The sequence below is a fragment of the Streptomyces minutiscleroticus genome, from assembly GCF_014650875.1.
Classification (GTDB): domain Bacteria; phylum Actinomycetota; class Actinomycetes; order Streptomycetales; family Streptomycetaceae; genus Streptomyces; species Streptomyces minutiscleroticus.
The window spans coordinates 219,829-246,375 of sequence record NZ_BMVU01000004.1; the positions used below are offsets into that span (position 1 = coordinate 219,829).

The following is a 26,547-nucleotide window of genomic DNA, read 5'->3' on the forward strand; positions in this document are numbered from 1 at the left end:
GCCGACTCCGGGGAGGAAGAGGGTCGGTTGGCGGCGCGCCGCTGCTCGCCCCGAGCACGGCACCGCGCGCCGCCATCCGACTCCGGCGTACCCGCCCCGTCCCTCCTGGCCCTGAGGAGGCCGACGCCGAACGCGATCCGCACTCGCCGAGGGCTCCCGTCACCGAAACCCTCGTCGTCCCCTCACGGCGAATCGCTGAACACAAGCGTGATCAAACGGACACGCTTCGTCAACACCCGTTGGGGCATTCACCCTTTAGGTACCCTTTGTCAGGGCGTGCAGTGGAAGCACGGACCGGCGCATTCGGCCCGCGCCCGCCCCATCGGGAGAAAATCCGCGCTTTCCGCGCGCCCGTCATCGCGCCCGCCGGGACCCGGACCGGACCGCGCCGTTCCGCTCTCCGCCGGAATCCCGGGACCGCCCCGTCCCTCGCCGTGCCACCCTCGGCCCACCGCACCTCCGCCCGGGAGGCCGTGCGCGTCCGGACCGTCTCAGACGGCCTCGTACGCGAACCCTTCGCAGACGGGCACGCCGCCGCGGTACACCGCCACGGCGCCCTCACGGGCCGCCGGCGCCGCGTCGCAGGAGACCGGGGGCCGGTCGCACAGCGCCGCCGCCGCGCTCCCGGTGGGACATCGGTCCACCTCGCACCAGATGCGCTTGCCCGCGCCCTCGGTGCTCCAGCCCCAGCGGTCGGCGAGGCCGTCGACGAGCGCCAGACCGCGGCCGCTGGTCTCGTCGCCCTCGGCACAGCGCCGGCTCGGCGGGCGCGTGCTGGCGTCGGCAACCTCCAGGCGGACGGTGGCCGACGCCCCGCCCGCCTCCTCTGCGGCGCCCGGCAGCACCAGCCGCAGCACGGCCGGGCAGCCGGTGTGCACCACGGCGTTGGTGACGAGTTCGGAGACGAGGAGGATGAGGGTCTCGGCGACCGGCTCGTCGGCCTCTATCCCCGAGCCGGCGAGTCGCGACCGGGCCCACTTGCGGGCGCGCCCCACCTCCGCGGGGTCGGGCCGGATCTCCAGCTGCACTTGAAGCACCTGCACCGCTCACACCATCCGAACCGGCGGACACATCGCCTCGCGCCTCACAAGGGCCACGCTCGTGGCCGGAAGAGGGGTCACGGAACGTGATTTCCCTGCGACACAGCATGGTTGACGTACAGTCACCTCAACAAGCGCTTCGGGCATATTCCAGCGCGAAGGAGTACGCATGAGGGATACTGTGCGACGCTCGCCGCGGGGAGTCGAACAGGCAGGAGCGTCGCTGCTTCCTGCCCCGCGAGCGGCGGGCATCGCCCGATCCGGCGCCGCTCCGGGCGCCGCACCAGGACGGCTCGCACTCGCAACCACTCGCATTCCCCACAAGGTACCCGAGCGGGACACCGACTCCATGCCGTGACGAACCGTCCCTGCACACCACCCGGCGATCACGCTCGGCGATTCCTGTATGCCACGTTCCGTGACATTCGGTCCGTTCGGAACTCGCGCAACCGCCGTACCAGGAGTCACGGCGCCCACAGCGGCCGCGGAGGCACGCCCCGGCCCGCGCGGCGGCGGGCGGGGACGGGCGGACCGGGCCGCCCGGAAGGCCGCGGCGGCCCGCCCGAACTCCATGCGCGCCCGGGCGTGTTGCGCGGCCGCTCCCCCGCGGATCACGCCGGAGGCACGCGCAAGGGTGCGCGAACGGACCCGGACACGCATGCAGGAACGTTTTTCGGGCCATGTGCCGGAAGCCGCCGCCCCTGCGCCTACTCCGGCACCGTGAAGTAACGGGCGAAGGCGGTCACGGCCTCCTCCTCGCGCACGCGGCCGTCGGCGTCCGCGTCGAGCGTGCCCGCCGCGGCCGCGGCCGCGTCCTTGTCGAGTCCCAGGGCCTTCAGGACGCGCGCGGTCTCCTCGACGGTCGCGGCGCCGTCCCCGTCGCCGTCCGCCACGTCGAGCGCCGCGTGCAGGAAGGGGCGGGCGATCTCGGCGAACCGCCCGGGGTTGTCCCGCAGCCGCTCGACCGCCCCGTTCACGAACTCGCCCCGGCTGATGCGCTGGTCGCCGTCCCGGTCCGCTATGCCCGCCATGCCCTGCCAGAAGGCCTCCGCGCCGGCGTACAGGGCCTGCCCCTTGTCGGAGCGGGCCGCGGTGCCGAACTCGGCGAGCACCGCCTTCGACGCCGCGTTGAAGTCCTCGCGGTCGATGTAGCCGTTGCCGTCCTGGTCGAAGGTGGCGAACCGGGCGGCGATCCTGCGCTCGTTCTCGGTGCTGACCATGTCTTCTTCGGACCGCCTTACTTCACGTGGGTGCATTTGGCACGGAGCGTACGACGCCGGGGAGCGCCCGGAGGCGCAAAACAGTGCTTGTGCCGGGGACGTCGGAACACCGTGACGGCGACACGGCCGCAGGCCAAGGGATCGGCCCGTCCGGCGTGACGCGGATCACGTGCGCCGCCGGGGCATGCGGGGGCGGCGGCCGGGGCAGACGGAGCCGTGCGGGAGGAGCGGGCGGACGAGTCGTGCGGGAGGGCCGGAGAGATCTCGCCCGAGGAAGCGCGGACGTCAGGCGGACAGCGGGCGGACGTCGTCGTCGAGGGCCGATCCGACGTCCGGGTAGACCTCGAAGAGGCGGCGCACACCGAGGGCGGCGAGGACGCGGTTGACGTGCGAGCCGTCGACGGCGCCCTGCGCGGGCAGGATCAGCCGCAGTTCCCCCCGGCAGGAACGGATCAGCCTGCGGGTGGCGACGAGGACCCCGACGCCGCTGGAGTCGCAGAAGAGGACGCCCGACAGGTCCAGGACGAGACTGCGGCGCCCGTCGGCCACGGCGTCGTGCACCCGCTGGCGCAGCAGCGGTGACGTCATCAGGTCCATCTCGCCGGAGACCCGCAGGACGGCCCACCCCGCCCGTTCGTCGTCGGTCACTGTGAACGCCACGCACCATCCCTCTCGTCGACGATGAGGACCAGGAAACGGAAGCTCCCCCTACGCATCCTTTCTGCGCCGCTGCCCGATCGCTTCCCTCATGAAACACCGGATCCCGAACGGGAACACACGTCTGACGGGCTCGTTCCGTCCGACGCGGTGCGTTCCGGTCACGCCTGATCGGGACCGGACCGGGTAGAGGCGGACGCAGCGCGCGGTGGTCACTACCATCCGCACCGCCTCCTGGGGCGTGCATTGCCACAAAGGGGCGTGCGCCGTCAGTGGTGCCGACTACATTCGGGAGGAAGCCGGGGACGAGAATCCGGTGCACAGGCGATGGGCGCCGGGTACGGACAGGGGCGAGGGGGCCGTATGGAGAGGCACGACGCACCGCCCCGCTGGGACCGCAAGATGCAGCAGCGGCTGGCGCGCGGGGAGGCGGCCGCTCTGGGTGAGTTCTACGACCGGTTCGCTTCGCTCGTGCACGGTCTCGCCCACCGCGTGCTCGACGACGAGCGGGCCGCCGACGCCGTCACCCGTGAGGTCTTCGCCCGCGTCTGGGAGAACCCCGAGGCCTACGACCCGAGACAGGGGCCGCTGCGCTCCTGGGTGGCCACGCTGACCCACCGGCTGGCCGTGCAGCGCCTGCGCCGCACCGAGACCGCGGCGCTCGCCGAGGGCGGACCGGGTTCGACGGAGGAACTGGAGCGCAAGGTGCGGCACGCCTCGGTCGCGGCCCGCGCCGACTACATCGTGACCTCCATGCCCGCCCCGCTGCGCGCGGCCCTGGAGCTGGCCTACTTCGAGCGCCGCGACTACCGGCAGACCGCCGCCGACCTCGGCGTCACCGAGGACGAGGCCCGCCGCCGGCTGCGCCTGGGCCTCCAGCTGCTGTCCACCGCGCACGACGTCGGTCCCTCCGGTACGCCTCCCGAACACGGAGGAGGTGCGCGGTGAGCGACGCCGGACGCTTCGGGGCGTACGACGGCCACGACGACGAGGGCGGCGGGGACGGGGCGCGCGGCGGGCGGTTCGGGAAGGACGGGGGGCGGGGCCCCGACCGGTCCGGCGGCCCCCCGGGACCGGAGAACGGCCCGGGGCCGGAGAACGGCGGCCCGCCGCACCACGAGCCGCCCCGCATACCGATGCCGCGCTCCTCCGTGGAGGACACGGGCCTGCCGCTGCCCGAGCCGCCGCCCGCCCCGCCCGTCATGGCGCACCGGGTGCTCAAGACGCTGCTCGGCGCGTGGGCGCTGGCGGCCTGCCCGCCGGAGGAGACGGCGGCCGTCGAGGAGCACCTCGGCTTCTGCGGCGCGTGCGCGGACGAGGCGCGGCGGCTGCGCGAGGCGGTCGGCCTGCTGCACCCGCCGGAGAGCCTGGACCTGGACCCCGTCCTGCGCACCCGGGTCCTGGAGAACTGCCTCGACCGGCGCCCGCCGCGCATCCCCGTGCCCGAGTGGGCCACCGCGTACGACGCGGAGACCGCCCGGCTCGACGCGCTGCTGCAGGACATCGGCGACGGCGAGTGGCACGCGCCGGTACGGCTGCGCTGGTTCGACGGCACGGCACCCACGGACCGCCGCACCACCGTGGCCGGGGTCATCGCCCATCTGCTGGCGGTCGACGGGCTGGTCGCGCAGGCCCTCGGTCTCGCGGTGCCGCCCGGCGAGCCGCCCCCCGACGCGGGCCCGGCCGAGCGCACCGAGGCGTACTGGCGCGCCTCGCGGCTGCCGCCGACCCGCTCCGTGCGCGGCCCCTGGCGCGAGCAGAGCCACGACCTCGTGCGCACGGTGTCCTTCGCGGGCGGCGGCGCCGGGCTGCTGCCGGTGTCCTACGGCGCCTTCGAGCTGCCGCTGCGCGACGCGATGCTGGACCGGGCCTTCGAGTGCTGGGTGCACGCCGAGGACATCGCGTCCGCCGTCGACTACCCGTACGAGCCGCCCGCCCCCCGGCATCTGCACCGCATGATCGACCTCGCGGCCCGGATGCTGCCGGGCGCGCTGGCCGCCCGGCGGCGGGCGGGGCTCGGGGCGCCGGCCGGCACAGCGGCGCCGGGCCGCAGCGTGCGGCTGGAGATCGAGGGCTCGGGCGGCGGCGAGTGGCTCGTGCCGCTGGACGCGCCGGACGCGCCCGCCGCCGCGACGCGCGAGGTCGCCCACATCGCCCTGGACGGGGTGGAGTTCTGCCGGCTCGCCGCCGGCCACCTCGCCCCCGAGGAGGCGCCCGCGGGCCTGGACGGCGACCGGCAGGCGATCAGGGACGTCCTGCTGGCGACGGCGTCGCTCAGCAGGATGTAGGCCGCCCGGGCGCGGGACGACGGCTCCCCGGCCTCCGTACGGGACGGGTACGGGGCGACGGGCTCCCCGGCCTCCGTACGGGACGGGCGCGGGGCGGCACTCCCGGGGCGCCGTACGGAGCCGGGCGCGCCCCGGTCGGGCCGGGCGCTCCTCAGTCGAAGACGACCGTGCGCCGCCCGTTGAGCAGGATGCGGCGCTCCGCGTGCCACTTGACCGCGCGGGCCAGCGCCTGGCACTCCACGTCCCGGCCGACGGCGACCAGCTGCTCCGGCGTGACCTGGTGGCCGACGCGCTCGACCTCCTGCTCGATGATCGGGCCCTCGTCGAGGTCCGCCGTCACGTAGTGGGCGGTGGCGCCGATCAGCTTCACCCCGCGGGCGTGCGCCTGGTGGTAGGGCTTGGCGCCCTTGAAGCTCGGCAGGAAGGAGTGGTGGATGTTGATGATCCGGCCGCTGAGCTGCTTGCACAGGTCGTCCGAGAGCACCTGCATGTAGCGGGCGAGCACGACCAGCTCCACGTTCTCGCCGCGCACCAGCTCCAGGAGCCGGGCCTCGGCCTCCGGCTTGTTGTCCTTGGTGACCGGGATGTGGTGGAAGGGGATGTCGTAGGAGGCGACGAGCTCCGCGAAGTCGGTGTGGTTGGACACCACGGCCACGATCTCCACCGGCAGCGCGCCGGTGCCGGCCCGGAACAGCAGGTCGTTCAGGCAGTGCCCGAATTTGCTGACCATGAGCACGACCCGCATCCGCTCGTCGGCGCGGTGGATCTGCCAGTCCATCCGGAAGGAGTCGCCGACGGCCGCGAAGCTCGCGCGCAGCTTGTCGACGTCCACCGGGGACTCCGCGGAGAAGTGCACCCGCATGAAGAACAGTCCCGTGTCGTGGTCGCCGAACTGCTGACTGTCCTCGATGTTGCAGCCGGTCATGAAGAGGTAGCTCGACACGGCGTGCACGATGCCCTGCTTGTCGGGGCAGGAGAGGGTGAGGACGTACTGCTCGGCGGCGGGCGCTGCCCCGCGGACGGACTGCTCGTTCATCCCGCCAGAATCGCATACGCGGCCGCGGTGCGGGCGGCCGTCCCGATCGGCGGACCGGCCGGGACGCCGGGACGGACCCGTCCGGCGGCGCGACCCCGCCTAGGCCGGGCGGGTCAGCAGCTGCAGTTCGCCGAGGGTCCGCGGCGGGGCCTCCGGGTCCTCGCCGTCGCTCGCCGCCATCCGCAGGTGCGCGTCGCGCGCGGCCCGCACCGCCTCCGGCCAGCCGTGGTGGTCCAGGTAGGCGGAGACGGGGGCGTCCGGGCCCACCTGGTGCATGATCCGCAGCACCCGCAGCACCGCGGTGTCGACGAGGGCGGCCTCCTGCGAGTCGCGGAAGATCGTCCCCACGTACTTCTCGGCGGACCAGTTGTCGAGCCAGGTGTCCTCGACGAGGCGGTACACGGCGTCGGTGACGTCACCGTAGCCGTCGACGCCCGCGAGCCAGACCTCCCGCTGGAAGACCGGGTCGGAGAGCATGTGCAGCGCGGAGCGCACGTTGCTGCGCCAGCGCCACCACGGCATGTCGTTGAGCGGCATGCCGCCCATGGTGGAGGAGCGACGGCCGCGACGGGAAGAGTTCTCCGAACCTTGCACGGTCCACGATCGTACGTTTCCCCCGCGAAGGCCCCGCACCGGACCCCGCGATTCACCCTCCCGTCACCGAGCGTCGGAACCCGGTCACACCGCGGTTGGCGACGCGGCGGAATCGTGCGGTTCCATGACCGGCAGGCGACGTACCCGTTCCGTCCGTTCCGTCCTCCCCGGCCCCGCGCGCTCCGCCGGAGCGGGCGTGCTCGCCGCGGGGGCGATGGCGGTGTGCGCGTCCCTGACCGCCGGGTGCGGGGTCGTCCCCGGTGTGCCGGGTGGCTCCGGGGACGGCCCCGTCACCGTCATGACCTGGGCCCCGCAGCACACCCGGACCGCCGACATGCCCGGCATGCCGGCGATGGCCCAGGCGTACGCGCGCTGGATCAACGCGGACGGCGGCATCGGCGGCCGCGAGCTGAGGGTGATCACCTGCAACGACCACGACGACACCGTGAGCGCCGCGGCCTGCGCGCAGCGCGCGGTCCAGGAGGACGTCACGGCCGTCGTCGGCTCCTACAGCCGGCACAGCCGCGCCTTCCTCTCCCCGCTGGAGGCCGCGGGCATCCCGTACCTGGGGGGCTTCGGGGTCACCGAGGACGAGTTCACCAGCCCGCTGTCGTACCCGGTCAACGGCGGCAGGCCCGCGCTCTTCGCGGGCCTGGGCAGGCAGCTCGCCGGGGAGTGCGGGCCCGTCGCCCTGATCCGCCCCGACACCGTCGCGGGCGACGACCTGCCGGTGCTGCTCGACGCGGGCCCGACCGCGGGCGGCCACCCAGCGGCGCTGGACCAGCGGGCCGCCGACGACGCCACGGAGTACAACGTGGCGGAGCTGCTGGAGAGCGCCGGCTGAGGGACCCGCCCCCGGCCGGCGTCCCGACGCGTCACAGCTGCGCGGCGTCGCGCTCCGTCAGCCCGTAGGTGCGGGCGATGGCGTTCCACAGCCCGGCGGCCTTGGTCTTCTGCGCGCTCGCGGTGCCCGAGGCGGCGTTGCCCCGCTGGGCCTCCTTGGTGGCGCGGGCCTGGCCCTTGTGGCAGCCCTTCTTCCGGCCGACCTCGTCGGCCCAGGCCGCGTAGTGCGTGTCCGCCGAGGCGGAGGCCTTCCAGGCGCCGGTGAGCGCGGCGGTCAGCGCCTCGTGGTCCGGCAGTCGGTCGACCTTCAGTCCGGAGAGGCGGGTGACCAGGTCGTTGCGCTGCTGCGCGGCGTCGCGCAGGTCGGCGGCCGCCTGGTCGAGGTTGTCGCACTTCTTGACGTCGGCGACCGCTTCGATCACCGAGCTGCGGCTGGCACCGCTGTCCGCGAGGAGCTCGTCCAACGCGACGGCCTGCTCCTTCGCCGGGTCGGCGGACGCGGAGGCCGACTCCTCCGGGGCGGGCGCGGTGGCCGAGACCGTCTTGCTGTCGGAGCCGTCGTCCTCACCGCCGCCGCTCAGCAGGGCGCCCGCGCCGAGGCCGAGCACGACGATGCCGATGCCGGCGGCGGCGATGAGGGGCACGCGCGAGCCGGTGCGCCCGCCGCGGCCGCGGCCGCCGTCGCCCGCGCCGTGGCGGGCGGCCCGCCCGCCGGGGGCGCCCGGAGCACCGGGGGCGCCCGCGCCGTGGGGCGCCCGCGCGTCGTAGCGGGGCATCTGCTGGGTGGAGCCCGCCGCGCCGTCCGGGGCGTCCGAGCGGAAGAGGTTGTCGAACTCGGCGGGCGGCTGCCGCTCGCCGGACGCCGCGGCGCCCGCCCCGTAGGGGGCCGCGGCCTGCGGCTGCCCGGGCACCGGCGGCAGGTACTGCGTGGCCTGCGCGTCGGGGTCGCCGACGCCGGGCATCGGGCCGGGACCGCCCTGCGGCGCCTGCCCGGGGTGTCCCGCCGGGTCGGAGGCCGGCATCTCGGGCGGCAGCGCGCCGGGGCCGACCGGGGGTATGTACTGCGTGGCGGCCTCGTCCGCGGCGGACGGGGCGACCGGCGGCAGGTACTGGGTCGCCGCCTCCTCCGCGGGCGCGGCGGGCGGCAGGGGGCCAGGACCCGGCCGGTCCTGGCCCCGGGCGGGCGGCATCGGCGCCGAGTGCCCCGCGCCCGGCGTCCCGTACCCGAAGGCGTCGTGCGCGCCGCCCGGCTGCCGCGGAACGCTCGTGTCCACGCCGTACGAGGGGTCCGCGGCGCCCTGCGCGTACCCCTGCTGCCGTGGCTGCTCGCCGTACTGGTCCCCCTGGGCGTACCCGTACTGTCCGCCCTGTCCGTCGTACCGGCCGCCCTGGGCGTCCGCGCTCCAGCCGGCGCCCGCCGAGGGCGTGGCCCAGCCCCCGTACCCGGGCTGCGCGGCCGGGGGCTCCGGCTCCCGCTCCGGCCCCCAGGCCCCGTTCCAGGCCCGGTCGCCGGCCGGGGCGGCCGCGTCGCCCAACTGGCCCGGGAGCAGGGGCTCACCGCCGTCGGACGGGAGCACGATGCCTTCGCGCGCGGGGCGCGCCGAGGGCTGCTCGCCCTGTCCGTTCTGCGTCACCGGAACTCCTACACATGGGGGGGACCTTCGCAACCGTCGGTGTACGCTACCGGGTCCTCCGGACACCGTGCCACGCGCCTCGGGACGCGACGGCCGCCCCATGCGTCACCGCGCCGGGCGCCGCAGTCGGGGCCGCGTGCCCGGTGACCTCGCCGGACGCCCGTGTTCACCCGGCGTTCGGGCGGAGGCCCGCGGGACGCGACGGGGCCCCCGCGCGCACGCGCGGGGGCCCCGTCCTGCCCTCACGCCGCGGCCCGCAGCTCCAGCCGCGCGCCGAAGTCCCGTACGACGGTCTCGTTCCGGTACGGCTCCAGCCGCTGCTGGAAGTCCTCCAGGTACTCCGCCCCGCGGTCGGAGCGCAGCGTCGAGAGCAGTTCGACGGCCTTCAGACCCGTGTGGCAGGCCTGTTCCACCTCGCGCTGCTGCACCTGCGCGGTGGCGAGGAGCAGGTAGCCGATCGCCCGGCGGCGCGCCCGCGACTCCGGGTGCCCGGCCAGGGAGTCCTCGGCGCACCGCGCGGCGGCCTGGGCCTGCCCCAGGTCGCGGTGGCAGTGCGCCAGTTCGTCGGCCAGGTACGCCTCGTCGAAGTGGGCGATCCACTGCGGGTCGTCCCCGGAGTCCGGATCGGCCTGTTCGAGCGCGGCGACGGCCCGGCCGGACGCGGACTGCGCCGCCCGCGCGTCGCCCATCAGCGCGTGCCCGCGCGCCTCGGCGGCGAGGAACATCGCCTCCGCGCGCGGCGTCACCCGGCCGCGCGCGCCCTCCTGCGCCGCCCGCGCCAGCTGCGCGATCTCGCGCGGGTTGCCGAGCTGGGCGGCGAGGTGGCTCATCGACGCGGCCAGCACGTAGCCGCCGTAGCCGCGGTCGCCCGCGGCCTGCGCGAGCCGCAGCGCCTGGATGTAGTACCGCTGCGCGAGCCCCGGCTGCCCGGTGTCGACGGCCATGTACCCGGCCAGCTCGGTCAGCCGGGCGACCGCGGCGAACAGCTCGCGCCCGATCGCCTCCCGGTAGGAGCCGGCGAGCAGCCCGGAGACCACGCTGTTGAGGTAGTGCACGACCACCGGGCGCACGTGCCCGCTGCCGTACTGGTGGTCGAGTTCGACCAGGGACTGCGTCATCGCGCGCACCGCCGCCACGTCGGACGGCCCGACCCGGGGCCCCGCCGAGCGCGCGACCTGCGAGTCCGGTACGGAGATCAGCCAGTCGCGGCTGGGCTCGACCAGCGCGGACGCGGCGACCGAGGAGCCGGACAGGAAGTCCCGCCGCCCCACGTCGCTGCGCCACAGCTCGCAGACCTGCTCGATGGCCCCCAGTACGGTCGGCGAGAACTGGAGGCCCACGCCCGAGGCGAGGTTCTTGCCGTTGGCCATCCCGATCTCGTCGATGGTGACCGTGCGGCCGAGCTTGCGGCCCAGCGCCTCGGCGATGACGGCGGGCGCCCGGCCGCGCGGCTGCTGCCCGCGCAGCCAGCGCGCCACGGACGTCTTGTCGTACCGCAGGTCGAGGCCGTGCTCGGCGCCGCACATGTTGACCCTGCGGGCCAGTCCGGCGTTCGAGCAGCCGGCTTCCTGGATGAGCGCCTGCAGCCGTTCGTTCGGCTGTCGCGCTACGAGAGGCCTTGCGGCCATGGCGTACCCCCTGTGGCTGCGGTGCCTGCCCACGCACCGAGTTGTCGTGTCCTTCACGGCGGCCCCCGGTGCGTGGGCTCCGCGCGGACCGCGCGGGCACCGTAGGATCCGGCCTTGAAGATCAATGCCCCGCCGACAAATCGAAGATGCGGGACATGCGAGGATTGCCGGGGTAAGGGCGGGCGCCCGGACCCCGTACGTGGCTACCCGGTGCCCGCTGCCGTTCCTCCCGCGCGCCCCCACCCATGCACCCATGCGCCCCACATGCGGATTCGGTGCCCCTCCCCCGCGCACGCGCGAACCGTAACCCGGGGTGGCGGCGGGAGTTGAGACCACCGTGGAGGAGACCATGACGAGCACCGAGGCCGCGCGGATCCCGGCGCAGCGGACCGAAGCACGGCCGGACACCGCCGTGCGGTATGTCGAGGAGCGCCACTGGGAGGTCCTCGCGGGCACGTGGCTGGAGACCGTCGGCGGTGTGCAGCGCTGCTCGTGCGGCGACGCGGAGTGCGCGGCTCCGGGGGCGCACCCGGCGCACGACGACTGGGCGGACCAGGCGACGGGCAGCGCGACGGTCGCGCGCCGCCTGTGGGAGCAGCGGCCCGCGGCGTCGATCCTGCTGCCGACGGGGCGCACGTTCGACGCCGTCGACGTCCCCGAGGCGGCCGGCTTCCTCGCCCTCGCCCGCATGGAGCGCCTGGACCTGACGATCGGTCCGGTCACCTGCACCCCGGACAGACGGATGCAGTTCTTCGTCCTGCCCGGTGCCGCGGCCAAGGTCCCCGACCTCGTCCGCGCGCTGGGCCGCACGCCCGCCGCCCTCGACCTGACCACCCTCGGCGAGGGCGCGTACGTGGCGGCGCCGCCGACCCGCTTCGGGGGACGCGGCGCGGTGCAGTGGGCCCGCCGCCCCACTCCGGCCAACCGCTGGCTGCCCGACGCCGAGGAGCTGATCGCGCCGCTCGTCTACGCGTGCGGGCGCGACGCGCGCCGCTGAGACGCGCCCGGAGCCGCCCCCGTATCGTGCATCGCATGACGGAGGGAGCAGGGGTGGGCGGGGTGGCCGTACGGGTGGAGGGGCTCTGGAAGCGGTTCGGCGAGCAGGTCGCCGTCGCGGGGATCGACCTGGAGCTGCCCGCCGGGCGCTTCATCGGCCTCGTGGGGCCCAACGGCGCCGGGAAGACCACCACGTTGTCGATGGTGACCGGGCTGCTCCGGCCCGACCGGGGCACCGTGGAGGTCGTCGGCCACGACGTGTGGCGCGACCCGGCGCAGGTCAAGGCCCGGATCGGGGTGCTGCCCGAGGGCCTGCGGCTGTTCGAGCGGCTCTCGGGACGCGAACTCCTCGGCTACACCGGGCGGTTGCGGGGCCTGCCCGGCGCCGAGGTCGACAAGCGGGCCACCCAGCTCCTCGACGTACTGGACCTCGCCGGCGCCCAGCACAAGCTCGTCGTCGACTACTCGACGGGCATGCGCAAGAAGATCGGCCTCGCCGCCGCGCTGCTGCACAACCCCGAAGTCCTCTTCCTGGACGAGCCGTTCGAGGGCGTCGACCCGGTCTCCGCGCAGACCATCCGCGGCGTCCTGGAGCGTTACACCGCCTCCGGCGCGACCGTCGTCTTCTCCTCCCACGTCATGGAGCTCGTCGAGTCGCTGTGCGACTGGGTGGCCGTGCTGGCCGCGGGCCGCATCCGCGCCCACGGGCCGCTGGCCGAGGTGCGCGGCGACGCCCCCTCGCTGCAGCGGGCCTTCCTCGAACTCGTCGGCGCGCACGGCCGCGACGCCGGGCACGACCTCGACTGGCTGGGCGGCGGTGACCGGTGAGCGCCGCGACCGGAACCGGACCCGGCGTCCCCGCCGCCTCCCCCGCCCCTGCCCCCGCCACCTCCGTCACCCCCGTCCTCGTGCGCCTGAAGCTGTCGCTGCTGCGCAACGGGCTGCGCCAGTCGGCCGGGCGGCGCGCCGCCTACCTCACCTCCGTGGTCGTGGTGCTGCTCTTCGCCGCGCTCCAGCTCATCGGCCTGGTCGCGCTGCGCGGCACCGCCCACGCGGCGACCGTGACCGTGCTGCTCGTGGCCGTCCTCGCGCTCGGCTGGGCCGTGATGCCGCTGTTCTTCCCGGGCGGCGACGAGACCCTGGACCCGAGCCGCCTCGTGATGCTGCCGCTGCGCCCGCGCCCGCTCGTGCGCGCGCTGCTCGCCGCCTCCCTGGTGGGCATCGGACCGCTGTTCACGCTGTGCCTGCTGGCCGGTTCGGTGGCCGCGGTGGCGCACGGCCCGGCCGCGTACGCCGTCGCCGTGCCGGCCCTCGTGCTGGCGCTGCTCGGCTGCGTGGCCCTGGCCCGGACCGTGGCGGCGGCCAACGTGCGGCTGCTCACCAGCCGCAGGGGCCGCGACCTCGCCGTCCTGAGCGGCCTGCTGATCGCCGTCGGCGCGCAGGTGGTCAACTTCGGCGCGCAGCGGCTGGGTTCGGCCGGACTCGACCCGCTCGACCCGGTCGCCGGCGTGCTGCGCTGGGTGCCGCCCGCCTCGGCGATCGGCGCGGTGGACTCGGCGGGCGACGGGGCGTACGGCGCGGCGGCGATCCAGCTCGGCCTGGCCCTGCTGGCCCTGCTGGCCCTGCTGGGGGCCTGGCAGCGCAGCCTGACCCGCCTGATGACCTCCCCGGACGGCTCGACGCTCCAGCCCGCCGGGGCCGACCGCGGCCGGACCGGCCGCTCCGCCGGCCTGGCGCGGCTGCTCCCCGCGGGCCGCACCGGCACGGTCATGGAGCGCAGCCTGCGCTACGTGTGGCGCGACCCGAAGACGAAGGCGGCGTGGGTCACGTCGCTGGCGATCGGGCTGATCGTGCCGCTGTTCAACGCGCTGCAGGGCACCGGCTCCCTCTACTTCGCGTGCTTCGCCGCGGGCATGCTCGGCATCCAGATGTACAACCAGTTCGGCCAGGACACGTCCGCGTTCTGGATGGTCGCCCTGACGATCTCCTCCACCCGGGACGCCTACGTGGAGCTGCGCGCCCGCGCGCTGGCCCTGCTGGTGATCACCCTGCCGTACGCGGCGCTGGTGACCGTGGCGACGACGGCGCTGATCGGCGACTGGCACGCGCTGCCCCAGGTGCTGGGCCTGTCGTTCGCGCTCCTCGGCGCGATGCTCGCCACCGGCGCCTGGTCCTCGGCGCTCTTCCCGTACTCGATCCCGCAGGAGGGCCACAAGAACGTGGTCCCGGGGCAGGCGGGGCTCGCCTGGATCTCGGTCTTCGGCGGGATGGTCGCGGCGGCGCTGCTGTGCTCGCCCGTGATCGCTCTGGTGATCTGGCAGAACGTGGCCTCCGGGGGCGACCGCTGGGCGTGGCTGACGCTGCCGCTGGGCACCGCCTACGGGGCGCTGGTCGCGTACGCCGGGCTGCGCCTCGCGGCGCCGCGCACGGCCCGGCGGCTGCCGGAGATCCTGGCGGCGGTCAGCAAGGGGTGACGTGAGGAGCGTCCCCGGGGGAACGGCCGGACGACGCCGCCGTCACCGGGTGCGGGCAGGCCGCGAGGGGCGTGACGGGGGGCGCGGGGCCGTGGAGACGCGGACAGCCCGTGGGCTCAGGTCCCCTCCGAGGAGGAGAGCCGGCCGGACGTACCGGCGAGCCCACGGGCCGGGTGACTGCTTGGGATTGGGCCGGCTGCGCGCTCCGATCACGCGCTGGTCCGGCACCGCACTCGGTGTGGTGACGAGCCGCTAGCCCGCAGCCACCTCACGCGTCCGGTATTCATACATCTGCCGAACCACCTCCCTTCTCGTGTGCCTCACACCCTAGGAAGCGATTCCGCGAGGTTCAACCGAATTTCCGGCGCGCAACGATTTCCCTCCATCTTCGGGGAACCCGCTGTGTGCTGCGTCACGTTCGAGTTGAATGATGTCCAGTGAAGGGACCGACGCGCGGCGCCGCCGCGCCCGACACGTCGACACGGCCTGCAGGGGGTGCCAGGTGAGTGCTTCCCGGCGTAGTGGGACCAAGGACGAGCTCGGACCGCAGGAGCCCGAGCGGGACGGGTCCGATCTGCTCGCCGCTCTGCTGGACGGCATGGACGCCGCCCTGTGCGCGTTCGACGCCGACGGGGCGGTGACGCACTGGAACCGCGAGGCCGAGCGCATCCTCGGCTGGACGGCCGAGGAGGCGGTGGGGCGCCGGGGCTTCGCGGGCTGGGCGGTGCGCACCGCCGACGCCGAGGAGGTCGAGGGGCGCCTGATGTCGGCGATGGACGCGCCGGGGCGCCAGGTGCACGAGTTCGCGCTGCTCACCAAGGACGGCGGCCGCGTCCTCGTCCGGACGCAGTCCGCCGCCGTGCGCGGGCCCGACGGCAGCCCGGCCGGGGTGTACTGCGCCTTCAGCGAGGTGCACGCGCAGATCGACCTGGAGCGGTCCATCGCGCTGAGCGAGGCGCTCTTCGAGGACGCCTCCTGGGGCGTCGTGCTCGTCGACGCCGACCTGCGGCCCGCCGTCGTCAACGCGCACGCGGCGCGGGCCCTCGGCATCGGGCGCACGTCCGTGCTGGGCCGCCCCCTGGGGGAGCTGCTGTCGCAGGGCGTGGAGGAGCTGGAGAGCGCGCTCACGCACGTGCTCGCCGAGGGCGCGCCGCCGGCCCCCGCGGAGATGTGGGTGGCGGTGCGCACGCCCGAGGGCGAGCGGCGGCGCTGCTGGCGCAGCGGTTTCCTGCGGCTGGCCTCGCCGCTCGCGGAGGAGCCCGTGCCGCTGGGCGTCGGCTGGCTCTTCCAGGACGTGACCGAGAACCGGCAGAGCGAGCAGGAGGCGTCGCTGCTGCGGTTCCGGGCCAACCAGTTGCACCGGGCCGCGCGCGCGGCCGCCGAGTGCGAGGACCCGGCCGAGGCCGCGACCGTGTTCCTGGACTTCTCGCTGGCCGGCTTCGCCGACCACGCGCTGATCGACCGGGTGGCGGGCGGCTCCGTGGCCGACGGCGAGGGGCCGGTGCGGCTGGTGCGCGGCGCCGCCACGCCGTCCGGGACGCCGGGCCCGAGCCTGCCCGCCGACCGGGCCGGGCTGCCGGTGCGGTACGCGGAGGGGCACCCGGCGCTGCAGTGCGTGGAGCGGACCGGTTCGGTGCGCGCGAGCACGGGCGCCGCCTCCCCCGAGCGGGCCCGGGAGTGGGCGCGCTCGCGCCAGTGGCCCCCGGAGTCGGTGCACGCCCTGTGCGCGGTGCTGCGCAGCCGGGGCCGGACGCTGGGCGTCGTCACGTTCCTGCGCGGCGCCGGCCGCACCGCCTTCGAGCGGTCGGACGCGACGTACGCGGAGGACGTCGCGGTCCGCATCGCCGCGGCGCTGGACCTGGCGGAGGCGCTGGAGAAGAAGGACTGAGGCCGTCCCGGCACGAGGGCCCCGGGGCTTCGGGGCTCCGGAGCCGGGACTCCAGGAGCGGGCCCCGGGACCGGCGCTTCAAGCCGGAAGCACGACCTGCGCTCCCCGTGTCCGCTGTCCGCCCCCGCTCCCGTCCCCGCTCTCCGGTTCCGGTGGTGGAAGGAAGGACCCGGGCCCACCGGCGGTAGCGGGTCCACCGGCGGTAGCGGGTCCACCGGCGGTAGCGGGTCTACCGGCGGTAGAAGATCCGGTCCGCGTGCTCCTCGAAGACCCTGGCGTTCCACTCGCGGCCGCCGTCGACGTTGGCCGAGCGCAGCAGCGGGGGCTGCACCCCGCGGTCGGCGAGGGCGGCCGCCGCCGTGGCCACGACCGCCTGGAGGACCGCCGAGGTGACCACCGTGGAGGCGGGGGCGAAGGGCGCCTCGACGGTGTCGAGGCGCAGCTCCGCGTCGCCGACCGCGATCTTCGAGTCGAGCACGACGTCGCAGTGGTCCTTCAGGTACGTGCCGGAGGCGTGCTGGGACCGGGTCTCCTCGGCGTACCCCACCGACGTCAGACCGACGACCTTCAGGCCCAGCTCCCGGGCGTGCCGCGCCATCTCCACGGGCAGCGCGTTGCGCCCGGACAGCGAGACGATCACCAGCAGGTCGCCCGCGCGCGCGGGGCTGCTGTCGAGGACCGCGGTCGCCAGGCCGTCGACCCGCTCCAGGGCCGAGCCGAGCGTCGCGGGCAGGACGTCGACGCCGGTGGTGCCGGGGACGGTGAGGAGGTTCATCAGGGCGAGGCCGCCCGCGCGGTAGACGACGTCCTGCGCGGCGAGGGAGGAGTGGCCCGCGCCGAACGCGAACAGCCTGCCCCCGGCGGCGACGGTGTCGGCGACCAGCGTCCCGGCGGCGGCGATCGCGTCGCCCTCCTCGTCGCGCACCCGCCGCAGCAGGCCGATCGCGGCGTCGAAGAACTGCCCGGCCAGCTTGCTGTCACTCATCGGCGACGTCCCTTCATCGCGCGTCGTCGGCGGCGGTCCCCGCCCGGTCCGGCCACAGTGCCGCGGATCACGTTGGGGCCCGCACCAGTACGCTGTCAACACGGGCCGCGGGCGGTCCGGGGCGCAGGGGTCCGGGGAGCAGGGGTCCGGCCCGCCGGCCGGACGGTTTCGCGGGCGCGGCACGGTTGTCGGCGGCATGCGTCAGAATTGAGGCCAGGGCCAGCGCACACGCCGGTGGGCCGAGGAGCCTCCGGCAGAGCTACTTCGAGGGGCACACATGTCCGGACTGATCGACACCACGGAGATGTATCTCCGCACCATCCTCGAGCTGGAGGAGGAAGGTGTGGTCCCCATGCGCGCCCGGATCGCCGAGCGGCTCGACCAGAGCGGACCGACGGTCAGCCAGACGGTGGCGCGGATGGAGCGCGACGGCCTGCTGTCGGTCGCCCCCGACCGGCACCTGGAGCTGACCGAGGAGGGCCGCCGGCTGGCCACGCGCGTGATGCGCAAGCACCGGCTCGCGGAGTGCCTGCTCGTCGACGTGATCGGCCTGGAGTGGGAGCAGGTGCACGCGGAGGCGTGCCGCTGGGAGCACGTGATGAGCGAGGCGGTCGAGCGCCGCGTCCTGGAGCTGCTGCGCCACCCGACCGAGTCGCCGTACGGCAACCCGATCCCGGGCCTCGAGGAGCTCGGCGAGACGGACACCGCCGACCCCTTCCTGGACGCGGGCATGGTCTCGCTGGCCGACCTCGACCCGGGCACCGAGGGCAAGACGGTCGTCGTGCGCCGCATCGGCGAGCCGATCCAGACGGACGCCCAGCTGATGTACACGCTGCGGCGGGCCGGGGTGCAGCCCGGCTCGGTGGTCAGCGTCACGGAGTCGGCGGGCGGCGTGCTGGTCGGCAGCAGCGGCGAGGCCGCGGAGCTGGAGTCCGAGGTCGCCTCCCACGTGTTCGTCGCCAAGCGCTAGTCCTCCGCCTCCTCCGCCGTGCCCCGGTGCCGGGCACGGCGCGCATCCCGGTCCGCGGGGCGCCACGGTCCCCGGACCGGGGCCTCGCGGACCGGTCGCGCACCACGCCGGACCGGCCACCGCGCCCGCCCCGCGAGCCGGGCGCGCCCCGCCCCGGCCGGTCCCCACCGCCCCGCTCCGCAGGGCCCTGCGGGCCGGGCGCCGCTGCTTCCCTTCCGCCCCTGACCGCCCCCGCGGGCCGAACGCCGTCCCAGTCCGGCTCCGGCTCCGGAACGGTGTCCCGCCCCGTGCGCCCCACCGTCACCGCCCGTGCCCCGCGGCCCCACCGCCCCGCCCCGCACAGGTGTCTCGAAATGAAGATTCACTGGCGGAATCGCAGCGCTCCGGCGCTTCGCGTGCGAGGCTGTCGAAAGGCATATGACCGAGAGCTCTTGACCACGTGGACGGCGACCCGCCGTACGGTCGGGGAGGGGGCGGAAGATGTGCCTCAGAGACGCGGAGGGCCCCGGCGCCGCGTGGCGCCGGGGCCTGTCCTCCCCTGTGCTGACCCGGAGCCCCGAGCTCCCAGGGTCATTCCCGTCGGACCCGTTTCCCCGAGCGGTCCGCCTCCCGCTGGAGATCTCCCCTGGGGGACGGTGGCCAACCCTCGGGCCGGGTCACTCGTACGAGCGGTGTTGCCCGCCAATACCCCTTTCTCGAATGCGTTTTCGATAGCGTGTCGGTGACCGTCCACGGCACGGGAGTGACGGTTTCACCGCGAGGTGCGCAGGAACAGCAGGACACCGCGGCAGCCACCCGCAGAACCACCCGGCAGGACAGCGACACGGCCGGCGGTGACCGGTGGACCGGCCGACGCGAGCGGGACGCGTCGGCCGTACTGATCGTGAGCGGATCAAGGGGGGTGCCAACCCATGGTGCGGCGCATCGACGTGACGGGAGCGGGCGGTCTGCGTCTCGCCGCCTGGGAGTTCGCCGATCCTCCGAAGTCCGGGGAGGTCGAACGGGCCCCCGGCGTGCTGCTGCTGCACGGCCTCATGGGCCGGGCCTCGCACTGGGCGGGCACGGCCCGCTGGCTGTCCGAGCGGCACCGGGCCGTCGCCCTCGACCAGCGCGGCCACGGGCAGAGCGGGAAGCCGGCCGACGGGCCGTACACCCGTGACGCCTACGTCGAGGACGCCGAGGCCGCGCTCGAACAGCTCGGCCTCGGCCCCGCGGTCGTGATCGGCCACTCCATGGGCGCGCTGACCGGCTGGCAGCTGGCGGCCAAGCGGCCCGACCTGGTGCGCGGCCTGGTCGTCTGCGACATGCGGGCCTCCGCGCTCGGCAGCGCCTCGCAGCGCGAGTGGGAGGACTGGTTCCGCGCCTGGCCCGTGCCCTTCGCCACGCTCGCCGACGTACGGAAGTGGTTCGGCGAGGACGACCCCTGGGTGGAGCGGCCCAATCCGGCGCGCGGCGCGTTCTACGCCGAGGTGATGGCCGAGTCGGACGACGGCTGGCGTCCCGTCTTCGACCTCGGCCAGATGCTCCGGGCCCGGCAGACGTACGCCTACGACGCCCACTGGGAGGAGCTCGCCCAGGTGAGCTGCCCCACCCTCGTCGTCCGCGGCATCGACGGCGAGCTGGGCCGGGCCGAGGCCCAGGAGATGGTGCGCGTCCTGCCCTTCGGGGAGTACGCGGAGGTGGCCGACGCGGGCCACCTCGTCCACTACGACCAGCCGGAGGGGTGGCGCACGGCCGTCGAGCCGTTCCTGGACGGCGTCCTCACGGGCTGAACCGCCGGCCGGACCGCCCGCCTCCCGCACCGCGTCCTCACCGGCCGGACCCGCGGCCGGCACCGCGTCCTCACGGGCTGAGCCGCTCCACGCGCCAGCCGCCGTCGGGCAGCGCGACGTAGCGCAGGCGGTCGTGCAGCCGGTTCACGCGGCCCTGCCAGAACTCCACCGTCTCCGGCGTGACGCGGAAGCCGCCCCAGTTCGGCGGGACCGGCACCGGCGTGCCCTCGGGGTGACGGTCCGCCAGGTCGGCGTAGGCCGCGTCGAGTTCGGCGCGGGAGGCGATCACCGAGGACTGCGCGCTGGCCCAGGCGCCGATCTGCGAGCCGTGCGGCCGGGTGCGGAAGTACGCGGCCGTCTCGTCGCGCCCGGTGCGCCGGGCGGTGCCGGTGACGATCACCTGCCGGGCGAGCGGGTGCCAGGGGAACAGCAGCGAGACGTGGTGGTTGACGGCCAGGTCGGCGGCCTTGCGGGACTCGTAGTTGGTGAAGAAGACGAAGCCGCGCTCGTCGAAGTGCTTCAGCAGGACCGTGCGGGAGCTGGGGCGGCCCGCCGCGTCCGCCGTGGCGACGACCATGGCGTTCGGCTCGTGGAACGCGCCGCGCTCCGCCGCCCGCGCGGCCTCGCGGAACCAGGCGGCGAACTGCTCCATCGGGCGGGCGGCCAGCTCGGTCTCGTCGAGCCCGTCGGCCCGGTACTGCTCGCGCATGGCGGCGGGGTCGGGCACGCCGTCGAGGGCGGAAACGGCACAGTCGCGGTCGGTCACGCGGTCATCCTGCCGCATCCCGGTGCGCGGCCCGCCGGAGGCGGCCCCTTCCGCGTGGCACTGAGTGCCGCACCCCCTCCCCAAAGGTGGCACCAAGGGATATCGTCCTGTGGCCGGATCGGTGAGGTGACCGCCGACCGGAACGGGGCATCACCGAGGTGACGGGCCGGACCGCGAGTCCACGAGGAGACCGCGGAGCCGGACGCCCGCCGACCGCTCACCACCCCACGGTCTCCGCGTCACGGACGGGAGCCCCACAACCCCATCTGCCGTACTCATCACGAGGAGCCGCCTGATGTCCGACTTCGTACCCGGGCTCGAAGGAGTCGTCGCGTTCGAGACGGAGATCGCCGAACCGGACAAGGAGGGCGGCGCACTCCGGTACCGGGGCGTCGACATCGAGGACCTGGTCGGCCACGTCTCCTTCGGCAACGTCTGGGGGCTGCTCGTGGACGGCGCCTTCAACCCCGGCCTGCCGCCCGCCGAGCCGTTCCCGATCCCCGTGCACTCCGGGGACATCCGCGTGGACGTGCAGTCGGCGCTCGCCATGCTGGCCCCGGTGTGGGGTCTGAAACCGCTGCTGGACATCGACGCCGAGCAGGCTCGCGAGGACCTCGCCCGCGCCGCCGTCATGGCCCTGTCGTACGTGGCGCAGTCCGCACGCGGCCAGGGGCTGCCGATGGTGCCGCAGCGCGAGATCGACAAGGCCGAGACGGTCGTCGAGCGGTTCATGAAGCGGTGGCGCGGGGAGCCCGACCCCAAGCACGTCGCCGCCGTCGACGCGTACTGGACGTCCGCCGCCGAGCACGGCATGAACGCCTCGACGTTCACCGCCCGCGTCATCGCCTCCACCGGCGCGGACGTCGCCGCCGCGCTGTCCGGCGCGGTCGGCGCCATGTCCGGCCCGCTGCACGGCGGGGCGCCCTCCCGGGTGCTCGGCATGATCGAGGAGATCGAGCGCACCGGGGACGCCGAGGCGTACGTCAAGCGCGCCCTGGACCGGGGCGAGCGCCTGATGGGCTTCGGGCACCGGGTGTACCGCGCCGAGGACCCGCGCGCCCGCGTGCTGCGCCGCACCGCCCGCGAGCTGGGCGCGCCCCGCTTCGAGGTCGCCGAGGCGCTGGAGAAGGCCGCGCTGGCGGAGCTGCACGCCCGCCGGCCCGACCGGGTGCTGGCCACCAACGTGGAGTTCTGGGCGGCCATCGTGCTGGACTTCGCCGAGGTCCCGGCCCACATGTTCACGTCGATGTTCACCTGCGCCCGCACCGCCGGCTGGTCGGCGCACATCCTGGAGCAGAAGCGCACCGGCCGCCTCGTGCGCCCCTCCGCCCGCTACACCGGCCCCGGCTCGCGCAACCCGAGCGAGATCGAGGGGTACGCGGACATCGCGCGCTGAGGCCGCGGGAGCGCGGCGCCCGTGCGGACGGTTCCCGCCGCCCGCACGGGCCCGCTCCGGCCGTACGCGGCCGGCTTGGTCCGACGCGCGGCCGGCTCGTCCGTACGCGGCCGGCTCAGCGCAGTTCGCGGTCCAGGACGCGCGTCCACTGGGCCACCACCCGCTCGCGGCGGGCGCGGTCGTCCGTGAGGAGGTTGGCCAGGCCCAGGCCGCGGGCCATGTCCAGAAAGCCCTGGACCGTCTCGCGCACCCCGGGCCGCGTCTCGTCCGCGCCCAGCAGCTCCACGGTCAGCCGGTGCGTCTCGCGGCCCACCCGGGCCTCCAGCTCCGTCACGCGCGGGCCGAGCTGCTCCTCGTGGGAGGCGGCCACCCACAGGTGCAGGGCGGCGCGGAACAGCGGTCCGGTGTAGAGGTCGACCACGGCCGCGACCAGCTCCGCACGGTCGGCCGCGCCCTGCGGGAAGAGGGCGCGCAGGGCGTGGGAGCGCTGCTCCGCCACGTACTCGACGGCGGCGGTGAACAGGTCCTCGCGGGTGGGGAAGTGGTGCTGGGCCGCGCCGCGCGAGACGCCCGCGCGCTCGGCGACGACCGAGACCGTCGAGCCCGTCCAGCCGCGCTCGGCGAGGCAGGCCACGGCGGCCTCCAGGAGCCGCTGCCGGGTGGCGCGGCTGCGGTCCTGCTTGGGCGCGCGGTCCGCGGCCCGCGCGTCGTTCACCACACCCATGCGGGGTCCCGTCGTTCGAGGAAGGCCGTCATCCCCTCCCTGGCCTGGTCGGAGGAGAACAGCCGGGCCGAGAGGGCGGTCAGGCCGTCGGCGTCGCGGTCGAAGGTCTCCAGCACCCTAGCGGTGAGCAGCCGCTTCGTGGCGGCCAGGCCCTGGGGCGAGGCCCGGCGCAGCCCGTCGAGAATCGGCGCGAGCACCGCGTCGGCGTCCTCGCCCGCCTCCGTCACCAGTCCCGCGCGGACCGCCTGAGCCGGGCCGAACCGCTCCCCCGTCAGGTAGTAGCGGGCCACCGCGCGCGGGTCCAGGCGCGGCAGCAGCGGCAGCGAGATCACCGCGGGCGCGACGCCGATGCGCACCTCCGTGAAAGCGAACGTCGCCTCCGGTCCCGCCACCGCGATGTCGCAGGCCCCGAGCAGCCCGAGGCCGCCCGCCCGCACGTGCCCGAGGACGCGCGCGACGACGGGCTTCGGCAGCTCCACGATCCGCCGCAACAGGGCGACCAGCGCGTCCGGGTCCGGCGGGTCGCGCAGGTCGGCGCCCGCGCAGAAGGCGGTGCCGGTGTGGGTGAGGACGACGGCGCGCACGGCGTCGTCCCGGCCGCACGCCGCGAGCGCGTCCGCCAGCGCCCCGACGAGCCCGGCCGACAGGGCGTTGCGCCGCTCCGGGGCGTCCAGCGCCAGCGTGGTGACGCCCCGCTCGTACGCGACGCGCACCGGTCCGGCGGTCATGCCCGCTCCCTCAGCTCGCGCCGCAGGATCTTGCCCGAGGCGGCCCGCGGCACCGCGTCGGTGAAGACGACCCGCCGGACCTTCTTGTACGGGGCGACGCGCGCGGCGACGTAGGCGATCACGTCGTCCTCGGTGAGGTCCCCCGCGTCCGGCTGGCGCACCACGTACGCCTGCGGCACCTCGTTGCGGTCCTCGTCCAGGACCCCGGTCACGGCGGCGTCCGCGATACCGGGATGCGTGAGCAGCAGCGCCTCCAGCTCGGCGGGGGCCACCTGGAAGCCCTTGTACTTGATGAGCTCCTTGACGCGGTCGACGACGTACAGCCAGCCGTCGGCGTCGACACGGCCGACGTCCCCGGTGTGCAGCCAGCCGTCCTCGTCGACCATCGCGTCGGTCGCCTCCGGGCGCCCCAGGTAGCCCTTCATCACCTGCGGGCCGCGGACCGCGATCTCGCCCGCCTCGCCGACGCCCAGGTCGCGGGCGGGGTCGTCGAGGGACAGGATGCGCATCTCCGTGCCCGCGATCAGCTTGCCGACCGTCCCCGGGGGCGGGTCCTCGGCGTCCAGGGGCACCACGTGCGTCCCGGGCGACAGCTCCGTCATGCCGTACGCCTGGCCCACGGGCGGCAGGCCGAGGCGGCGCGAGCAGGCGGCGGCCAGCTCCGCGTCCAGCGGCGCGGCCGCGCTGACCACGTGCCGCAGCGACGACAGGTCGTGGCCGTCGACGGCCGGGTGCTTGGCGAGGGCCAGCACGATCGGCGGGGCCACGTACAGGTGGGTGATGCGGTGCCTCTCGATCGCGGCGAGGAAGGTGCCGAGGTCGAAGCGGGGCAGCACGACGACGGTGGCGCCGAGCCTGAGCGGGGCGTTCATGAGGGCCGTGAGGCCGTAGATGTGGAAGAAGGGCAGGACCGCCAGGACGCGGTCGCCCGGGGCCGCCGACGCGGCGGGTTCGAGCTGGGCGAGGTTGGTGGCGATGTTGCGGTGGGTGAGCATGACGCCCTTGGGGACGCCGGTGGTACCGGAGGAGTACGGGAGGGCCGCGACGTCCTGCGCCGGGTCGACGGCGACCCGCGGCTCGGGGGCCTCGGTGCCGAGCATGGCGAGCAGGGAGCGGTGTCCCTCCGCCCGGTCGCAGACGAGGATCTCCTCGACGCCGCCCGCGAGGTCCGCGGCCGCCCGGGCGGTCCCCAGCAGCGGCGAGACGGTGACGATCCAGCGGGCGGCGCTGTCCGTGAGCTGCCGGGCGAACTCCTCGGCGGTGGCGAGCGGGTGCACGGTCGTGACGGCCGCCCCCGCGCGCGTGGCGGCGTAGAAGGCGACCGGGAAGGCGACGGTGTTCGGGCTGTGCAGGGCCAGGACGTCGCCCTTGCGCACGCCCGCCCCGGCGAGCCCGGCGGCCGCCCGCCGGTGGAAGGCGTCGAGCTGGGCGTAGGTCAGGGTGGTGCCGTCGACACCGTCGACGAGGGCGGGCAGTTCGCCGCGCGCGGCGGCGCCGCCCAGCACGGCGTCGTGGATGGGCAGGTCGACGACCGGTACGTCCGCGTACTCGCTGCGGAAGATCATGTCTGTGCCTTCCTGGAGCAGGGGAGTGCGACGACAGGCCCTAGTACGACTTGGGCAGGCCCAGGGTGGTGTGCGAGACGAAGTTGAGGATCATCTCCCGGCTGACGGGCGCGATCCGGGCGACGCGTGAGGCGGTGATGAGCGAGGCGAGGCCGAACTCCCTGGTCAGGCCGTTGCCGCCGAGGGTGTGCACGGACTGGTCGACGGCCCTCGCGCAGGCCTCGGCGGCCGCGTACTTGGCCATGTTGGCGGCCTCCCCGGCGCCGGGGTCGTCGCCCGCGTCGTAGAGGTGGGCGGCCTTCTGCGTCATCAGGCGGGCCAGTTCGAGCTCGATGTGCGCCTGGGCCAGCGGGTGCGCGACGGCCTGGTGGGCACCGATGGGCGTCTTCCAGACGGTGCGCTCCCTGGCGTACGCGACGGCCCGCGCCAGCGCGTGGCGGCCCATCCCGACGGCGAACGCGGCCGTCATGATGCGCTCCGGGTTGAGCCCCGCGAACAGCTGGAGCAGCCCCGCGTCCTCCTCCTCGCCGACCAGCGCGCCCGCGGGCAGCCGCACCTCGTCCAGGGTCAGCTCGAACTGCTTCTCCGGGGCGTGCAGTTCCATCTCGATCCGCCGCCGCCCGAAGCCGTCGGCGTCGCGCGGGACGATGAACAGACAGGGCTTGAGCCGGCCCGTGCGGGCGTCCCCGGTCCGGCCGACGATCAGCGTGGCGTCGGCGGTGTCGACGCCGGAGACGAAGACCTTGCGGCCGGTGACGATCCAGTCGGTGCCGTCCCGGCGCGCGGTGGTGGTGATGCGGTGGCTGTTGGAGCCCGCGTCGGGCTCGGTGATGCCGAACGCCATGGTGCGGGTGCCGTCGGCGAGCCCCGGCAGCCAGGCCCGCTTCTGCTCCCCGGTGCCGAAGCGGGAGATCACCGTGCCGCAGATCGCGGGCGAGACGACCATCATCAGCAACGGGCAGCCGGCCGCGCCCAGTTCCTCCAGGACGATCGACAGCTCGGCGATGCCGCCGCCCCCGCCGCCGTACTCCTCGGGCAGGTTGACGCCGAGGTAGCCGAGCCGGGCCGCCTCCGCCCAGAGCTCGTCGGGGCGGCGGCCCTCGGCGGCGACGCGGGCGAGGTAGTCGCGGCCGTAGCGGCGGCCGAGGGCGGACACGGCGGAGCGGAGGGCCTTGCGCTCTTCGGTTTCCACGAGGGTGGTCATGCGGCTCCTGGGGATGAGGGGCGGCCGGGCCGTCCGGGACGGGGGCGGTCGTTCGTGGCGTGCCGCGCTCGGGGGCCGGGGGGGTGCCCCTATGTGTTTGGTCAAGGTCGAAGGCCAGTAGGTTCGTGTGGTTGAGGGC

Annotated in this window: 22 protein-coding genes and 1 pseudogene; 10 read left to right on the forward strand and 13 right to left on the reverse strand. The window is 75.2% G+C overall.

Annotated features, from left to right (window positions below; translation table 11 throughout):
- Positions 1-491: 491 nt before the first annotated feature.
- From IE271_RS08170 to IE271_RS08180, 3 genes are all read right to left on the reverse strand, one after another.
- Complete coding sequence (locus tag IE271_RS08170) at positions 492-1,043, reverse strand: ATP-binding protein (RefSeq protein ID WP_373308732.1); 552 nt, start codon at positions 1,041-1,043, stop codon at positions 492-494.
- Between the two features lie 704 nt (positions 1,044-1,747).
- On the reverse strand, positions 1,748-2,260 hold the full coding sequence (locus IE271_RS08175) for an EF-hand domain-containing protein (RefSeq protein ID WP_190189510.1): 513 nt from the start codon (positions 2,258-2,260) through the stop codon (positions 1,748-1,750).
- Between the two features lie 285 nt (positions 2,261-2,545).
- Positions 2,546-2,920: an STAS domain-containing protein gene (locus tag IE271_RS08180; RefSeq protein ID WP_190189511.1), complete on the reverse strand. Its 375-nt coding sequence runs from the start codon at positions 2,918-2,920 to the stop codon at positions 2,546-2,548.
- Positions 2,921-3,280: 360 nt separating this feature from the next.
- Between IE271_RS08180 and IE271_RS08185 the strand changes: the two genes are divergently transcribed.
- On the forward strand, positions 3,281-3,865 hold the full coding sequence (locus tag IE271_RS08185) for an RNA polymerase sigma factor (RefSeq protein ID WP_190189512.1): 585 nt from the start codon (positions 3,281-3,283) through the stop codon (positions 3,863-3,865).
- Positions 3,862-5,205, forward strand: coding sequence for a zf-HC2 domain-containing protein (locus IE271_RS08190; RefSeq protein ID WP_229919192.1), 1,344 nt, complete (start codon positions 3,862-3,864; stop codon positions 5,203-5,205). Before IE271_RS08185 ends, IE271_RS08190 begins: the two co-directional genes overlap by 4 nt.
- A gap of 151 nt (positions 5,206-5,356) precedes the next feature.
- On the opposite strand, the gene purU is transcribed toward IE271_RS08190, so the two are convergent.
- Entirely contained in the window at positions 5,357-6,241 is an 885-nt protein-coding gene (gene purU, locus IE271_RS08195; RefSeq protein ID WP_190189513.1) for a formyltetrahydrofolate deformylase, read from the reverse strand.
- 99 nt (positions 6,242-6,340) lie between these two features.
- Entirely contained in the window at positions 6,341-6,787 is a 447-nt protein-coding gene (locus IE271_RS08200; RefSeq protein ID WP_190189617.1) for an SCO4402 family protein, read from the reverse strand.
- A 172-nt stretch (positions 6,788-6,959) separates the two neighbouring features.
- On the opposite strand from IE271_RS08200, the pseudogene IE271_RS08205 reads away from it, so the two are divergent.
- A pseudogene (locus IE271_RS08205) lies at positions 6,960-7,649 on the forward strand (ABC transporter substrate-binding protein); the annotation flags it as partial.
- A 61-nt stretch (positions 7,650-7,710) separates the two neighbouring features.
- On the opposite strand, the gene IE271_RS08210 reads toward IE271_RS08205, so the two are convergent.
- A complete protein-coding gene (locus IE271_RS08210) occupies positions 7,711-9,312 on the reverse strand; it encodes a hypothetical protein (RefSeq protein WP_190189515.1) in 1,602 nt (533 codons plus the stop codon).
- 242 nt (positions 9,313-9,554) lie between these two features.
- Positions 9,555-10,940, reverse strand: a complete 1,386-nt coding sequence (locus IE271_RS08215; protein ID WP_190189516.1) for an NsdA family TPR-like regulatory protein — start codon at positions 10,938-10,940, stop codon at positions 9,555-9,557.
- Between the two features lie 349 nt (positions 10,941-11,289).
- Between IE271_RS08215 and IE271_RS08220 the strand changes: the two genes are divergently transcribed.
- The 4 genes from IE271_RS08220 (at position 11,290) to IE271_RS08235 (ending at position 16,298) form a co-directional block, all read left to right on the forward strand.
- On the forward strand, positions 11,290-11,937 hold the full coding sequence (locus IE271_RS08220) for a bifunctional DNA primase/polymerase (RefSeq protein WP_190189517.1): 648 nt from the start codon (positions 11,290-11,292) through the stop codon (positions 11,935-11,937).
- Between the two features lie 35 nt (positions 11,938-11,972).
- Positions 11,973-12,764, forward strand: coding sequence for an ABC transporter ATP-binding protein (locus IE271_RS08225; protein ID WP_190189518.1), 792 nt, complete (start codon positions 11,973-11,975; stop codon positions 12,762-12,764).
- Complete coding sequence (locus tag IE271_RS08230; protein WP_190189519.1) at positions 12,761-14,410, forward strand: transporter; 1,650 nt, start codon at positions 12,761-12,763, stop codon at positions 14,408-14,410. The genes IE271_RS08225 and IE271_RS08230 overlap by 4 nt, the downstream gene beginning before the upstream one ends.
- A gap of 502 nt (positions 14,411-14,912) precedes the next feature.
- A complete protein-coding gene (locus tag IE271_RS08235; protein WP_229919193.1) occupies positions 14,913-16,298 on the forward strand; it encodes a PAS domain-containing protein in 1,386 nt (461 codons plus the stop codon).
- Positions 16,299-16,527: 229 nt separating this feature from the next.
- On the opposite strand, the gene IE271_RS08240 is transcribed toward IE271_RS08235, so the two are convergent.
- On the reverse strand, positions 16,528-17,283 hold the full coding sequence (locus IE271_RS08240) for an SIS domain-containing protein (RefSeq protein WP_190189520.1): 756 nt from the start codon (positions 17,281-17,283) through the stop codon (positions 16,528-16,530).
- A 277-nt stretch (positions 17,284-17,560) separates the two neighbouring features.
- Here IE271_RS08240 and IE271_RS08245 point away from each other — a divergent pair, with 277 nt between their 5' ends.
- Together IE271_RS08245 and IE271_RS08250 are read left to right on the forward strand one after the other, a co-directional pair.
- Positions 17,561-18,253: an iron-dependent transcriptional repressor DtxR gene (locus tag IE271_RS08245; RefSeq protein WP_190189521.1), complete on the forward strand. Its 693-nt coding sequence runs from the start codon at positions 17,561-17,563 to the stop codon at positions 18,251-18,253.
- A 911-nt stretch (positions 18,254-19,164) separates the two neighbouring features.
- On the forward strand, positions 19,165-20,025 hold the full coding sequence (locus IE271_RS08250) for an alpha/beta fold hydrolase (RefSeq protein WP_190189522.1): 861 nt from the start codon (positions 19,165-19,167) through the stop codon (positions 20,023-20,025).
- Between the two features lie 70 nt (positions 20,026-20,095).
- On the opposite strand, the gene pdxH is transcribed toward IE271_RS08250, so the two are convergent.
- Positions 20,096-20,809 (reverse strand): pyridoxamine 5'-phosphate oxidase, encoded by a 714-nt coding sequence (gene pdxH, locus IE271_RS08255; RefSeq protein ID WP_190189523.1) that lies wholly within the window; start codon positions 20,807-20,809, stop codon positions 20,096-20,098.
- Positions 20,810-21,086: 277 nt separating this feature from the next.
- Here pdxH and IE271_RS08260 point away from each other — a divergent pair, with 277 nt between their 5' ends.
- On the forward strand, positions 21,087-22,187 hold the full coding sequence (locus IE271_RS08260; protein ID WP_190189524.1) for a citrate synthase 2: 1,101 nt from the start codon (positions 21,087-21,089) through the stop codon (positions 22,185-22,187).
- A gap of 115 nt (positions 22,188-22,302) precedes the next feature.
- Here the strand turns inward: IE271_RS08260 and IE271_RS08265 are convergent, their stop codons facing one another.
- Genes IE271_RS08265 through IE271_RS08280 form a run of 4 tightly spaced genes read right to left on the reverse strand, consistent with a single transcriptional unit; the run spans position 22,303 to position 26,408 of the window.
- On the reverse strand, positions 22,303-22,911 hold the full coding sequence (locus IE271_RS08265; protein ID WP_190189525.1) for a TetR/AcrR family transcriptional regulator: 609 nt from the start codon (positions 22,909-22,911) through the stop codon (positions 22,303-22,305).
- Entirely contained in the window at positions 22,899-23,639 is a 741-nt protein-coding gene (locus IE271_RS08270; RefSeq protein WP_190189526.1) for an enoyl-CoA hydratase family protein, read from the reverse strand. Before IE271_RS08270 ends, IE271_RS08265 begins: the two co-directional genes overlap by 13 nt.
- Complete coding sequence (locus IE271_RS08275) at positions 23,636-25,201, reverse strand: 4-coumarate--CoA ligase family protein (protein ID WP_190189619.1); 1,566 nt, start codon at positions 25,199-25,201, stop codon at positions 23,636-23,638. Before IE271_RS08275 ends, IE271_RS08270 begins: the two co-directional genes overlap by 4 nt.
- A gap of 43 nt (positions 25,202-25,244) precedes the next feature.
- Positions 25,245-26,408 (reverse strand): acyl-CoA dehydrogenase family protein, encoded by a 1,164-nt coding sequence (locus tag IE271_RS08280; protein ID WP_190189527.1) that lies wholly within the window; start codon positions 26,406-26,408, stop codon positions 25,245-25,247.
- Positions 26,409-26,547: the final 139 nt, after the last annotated feature.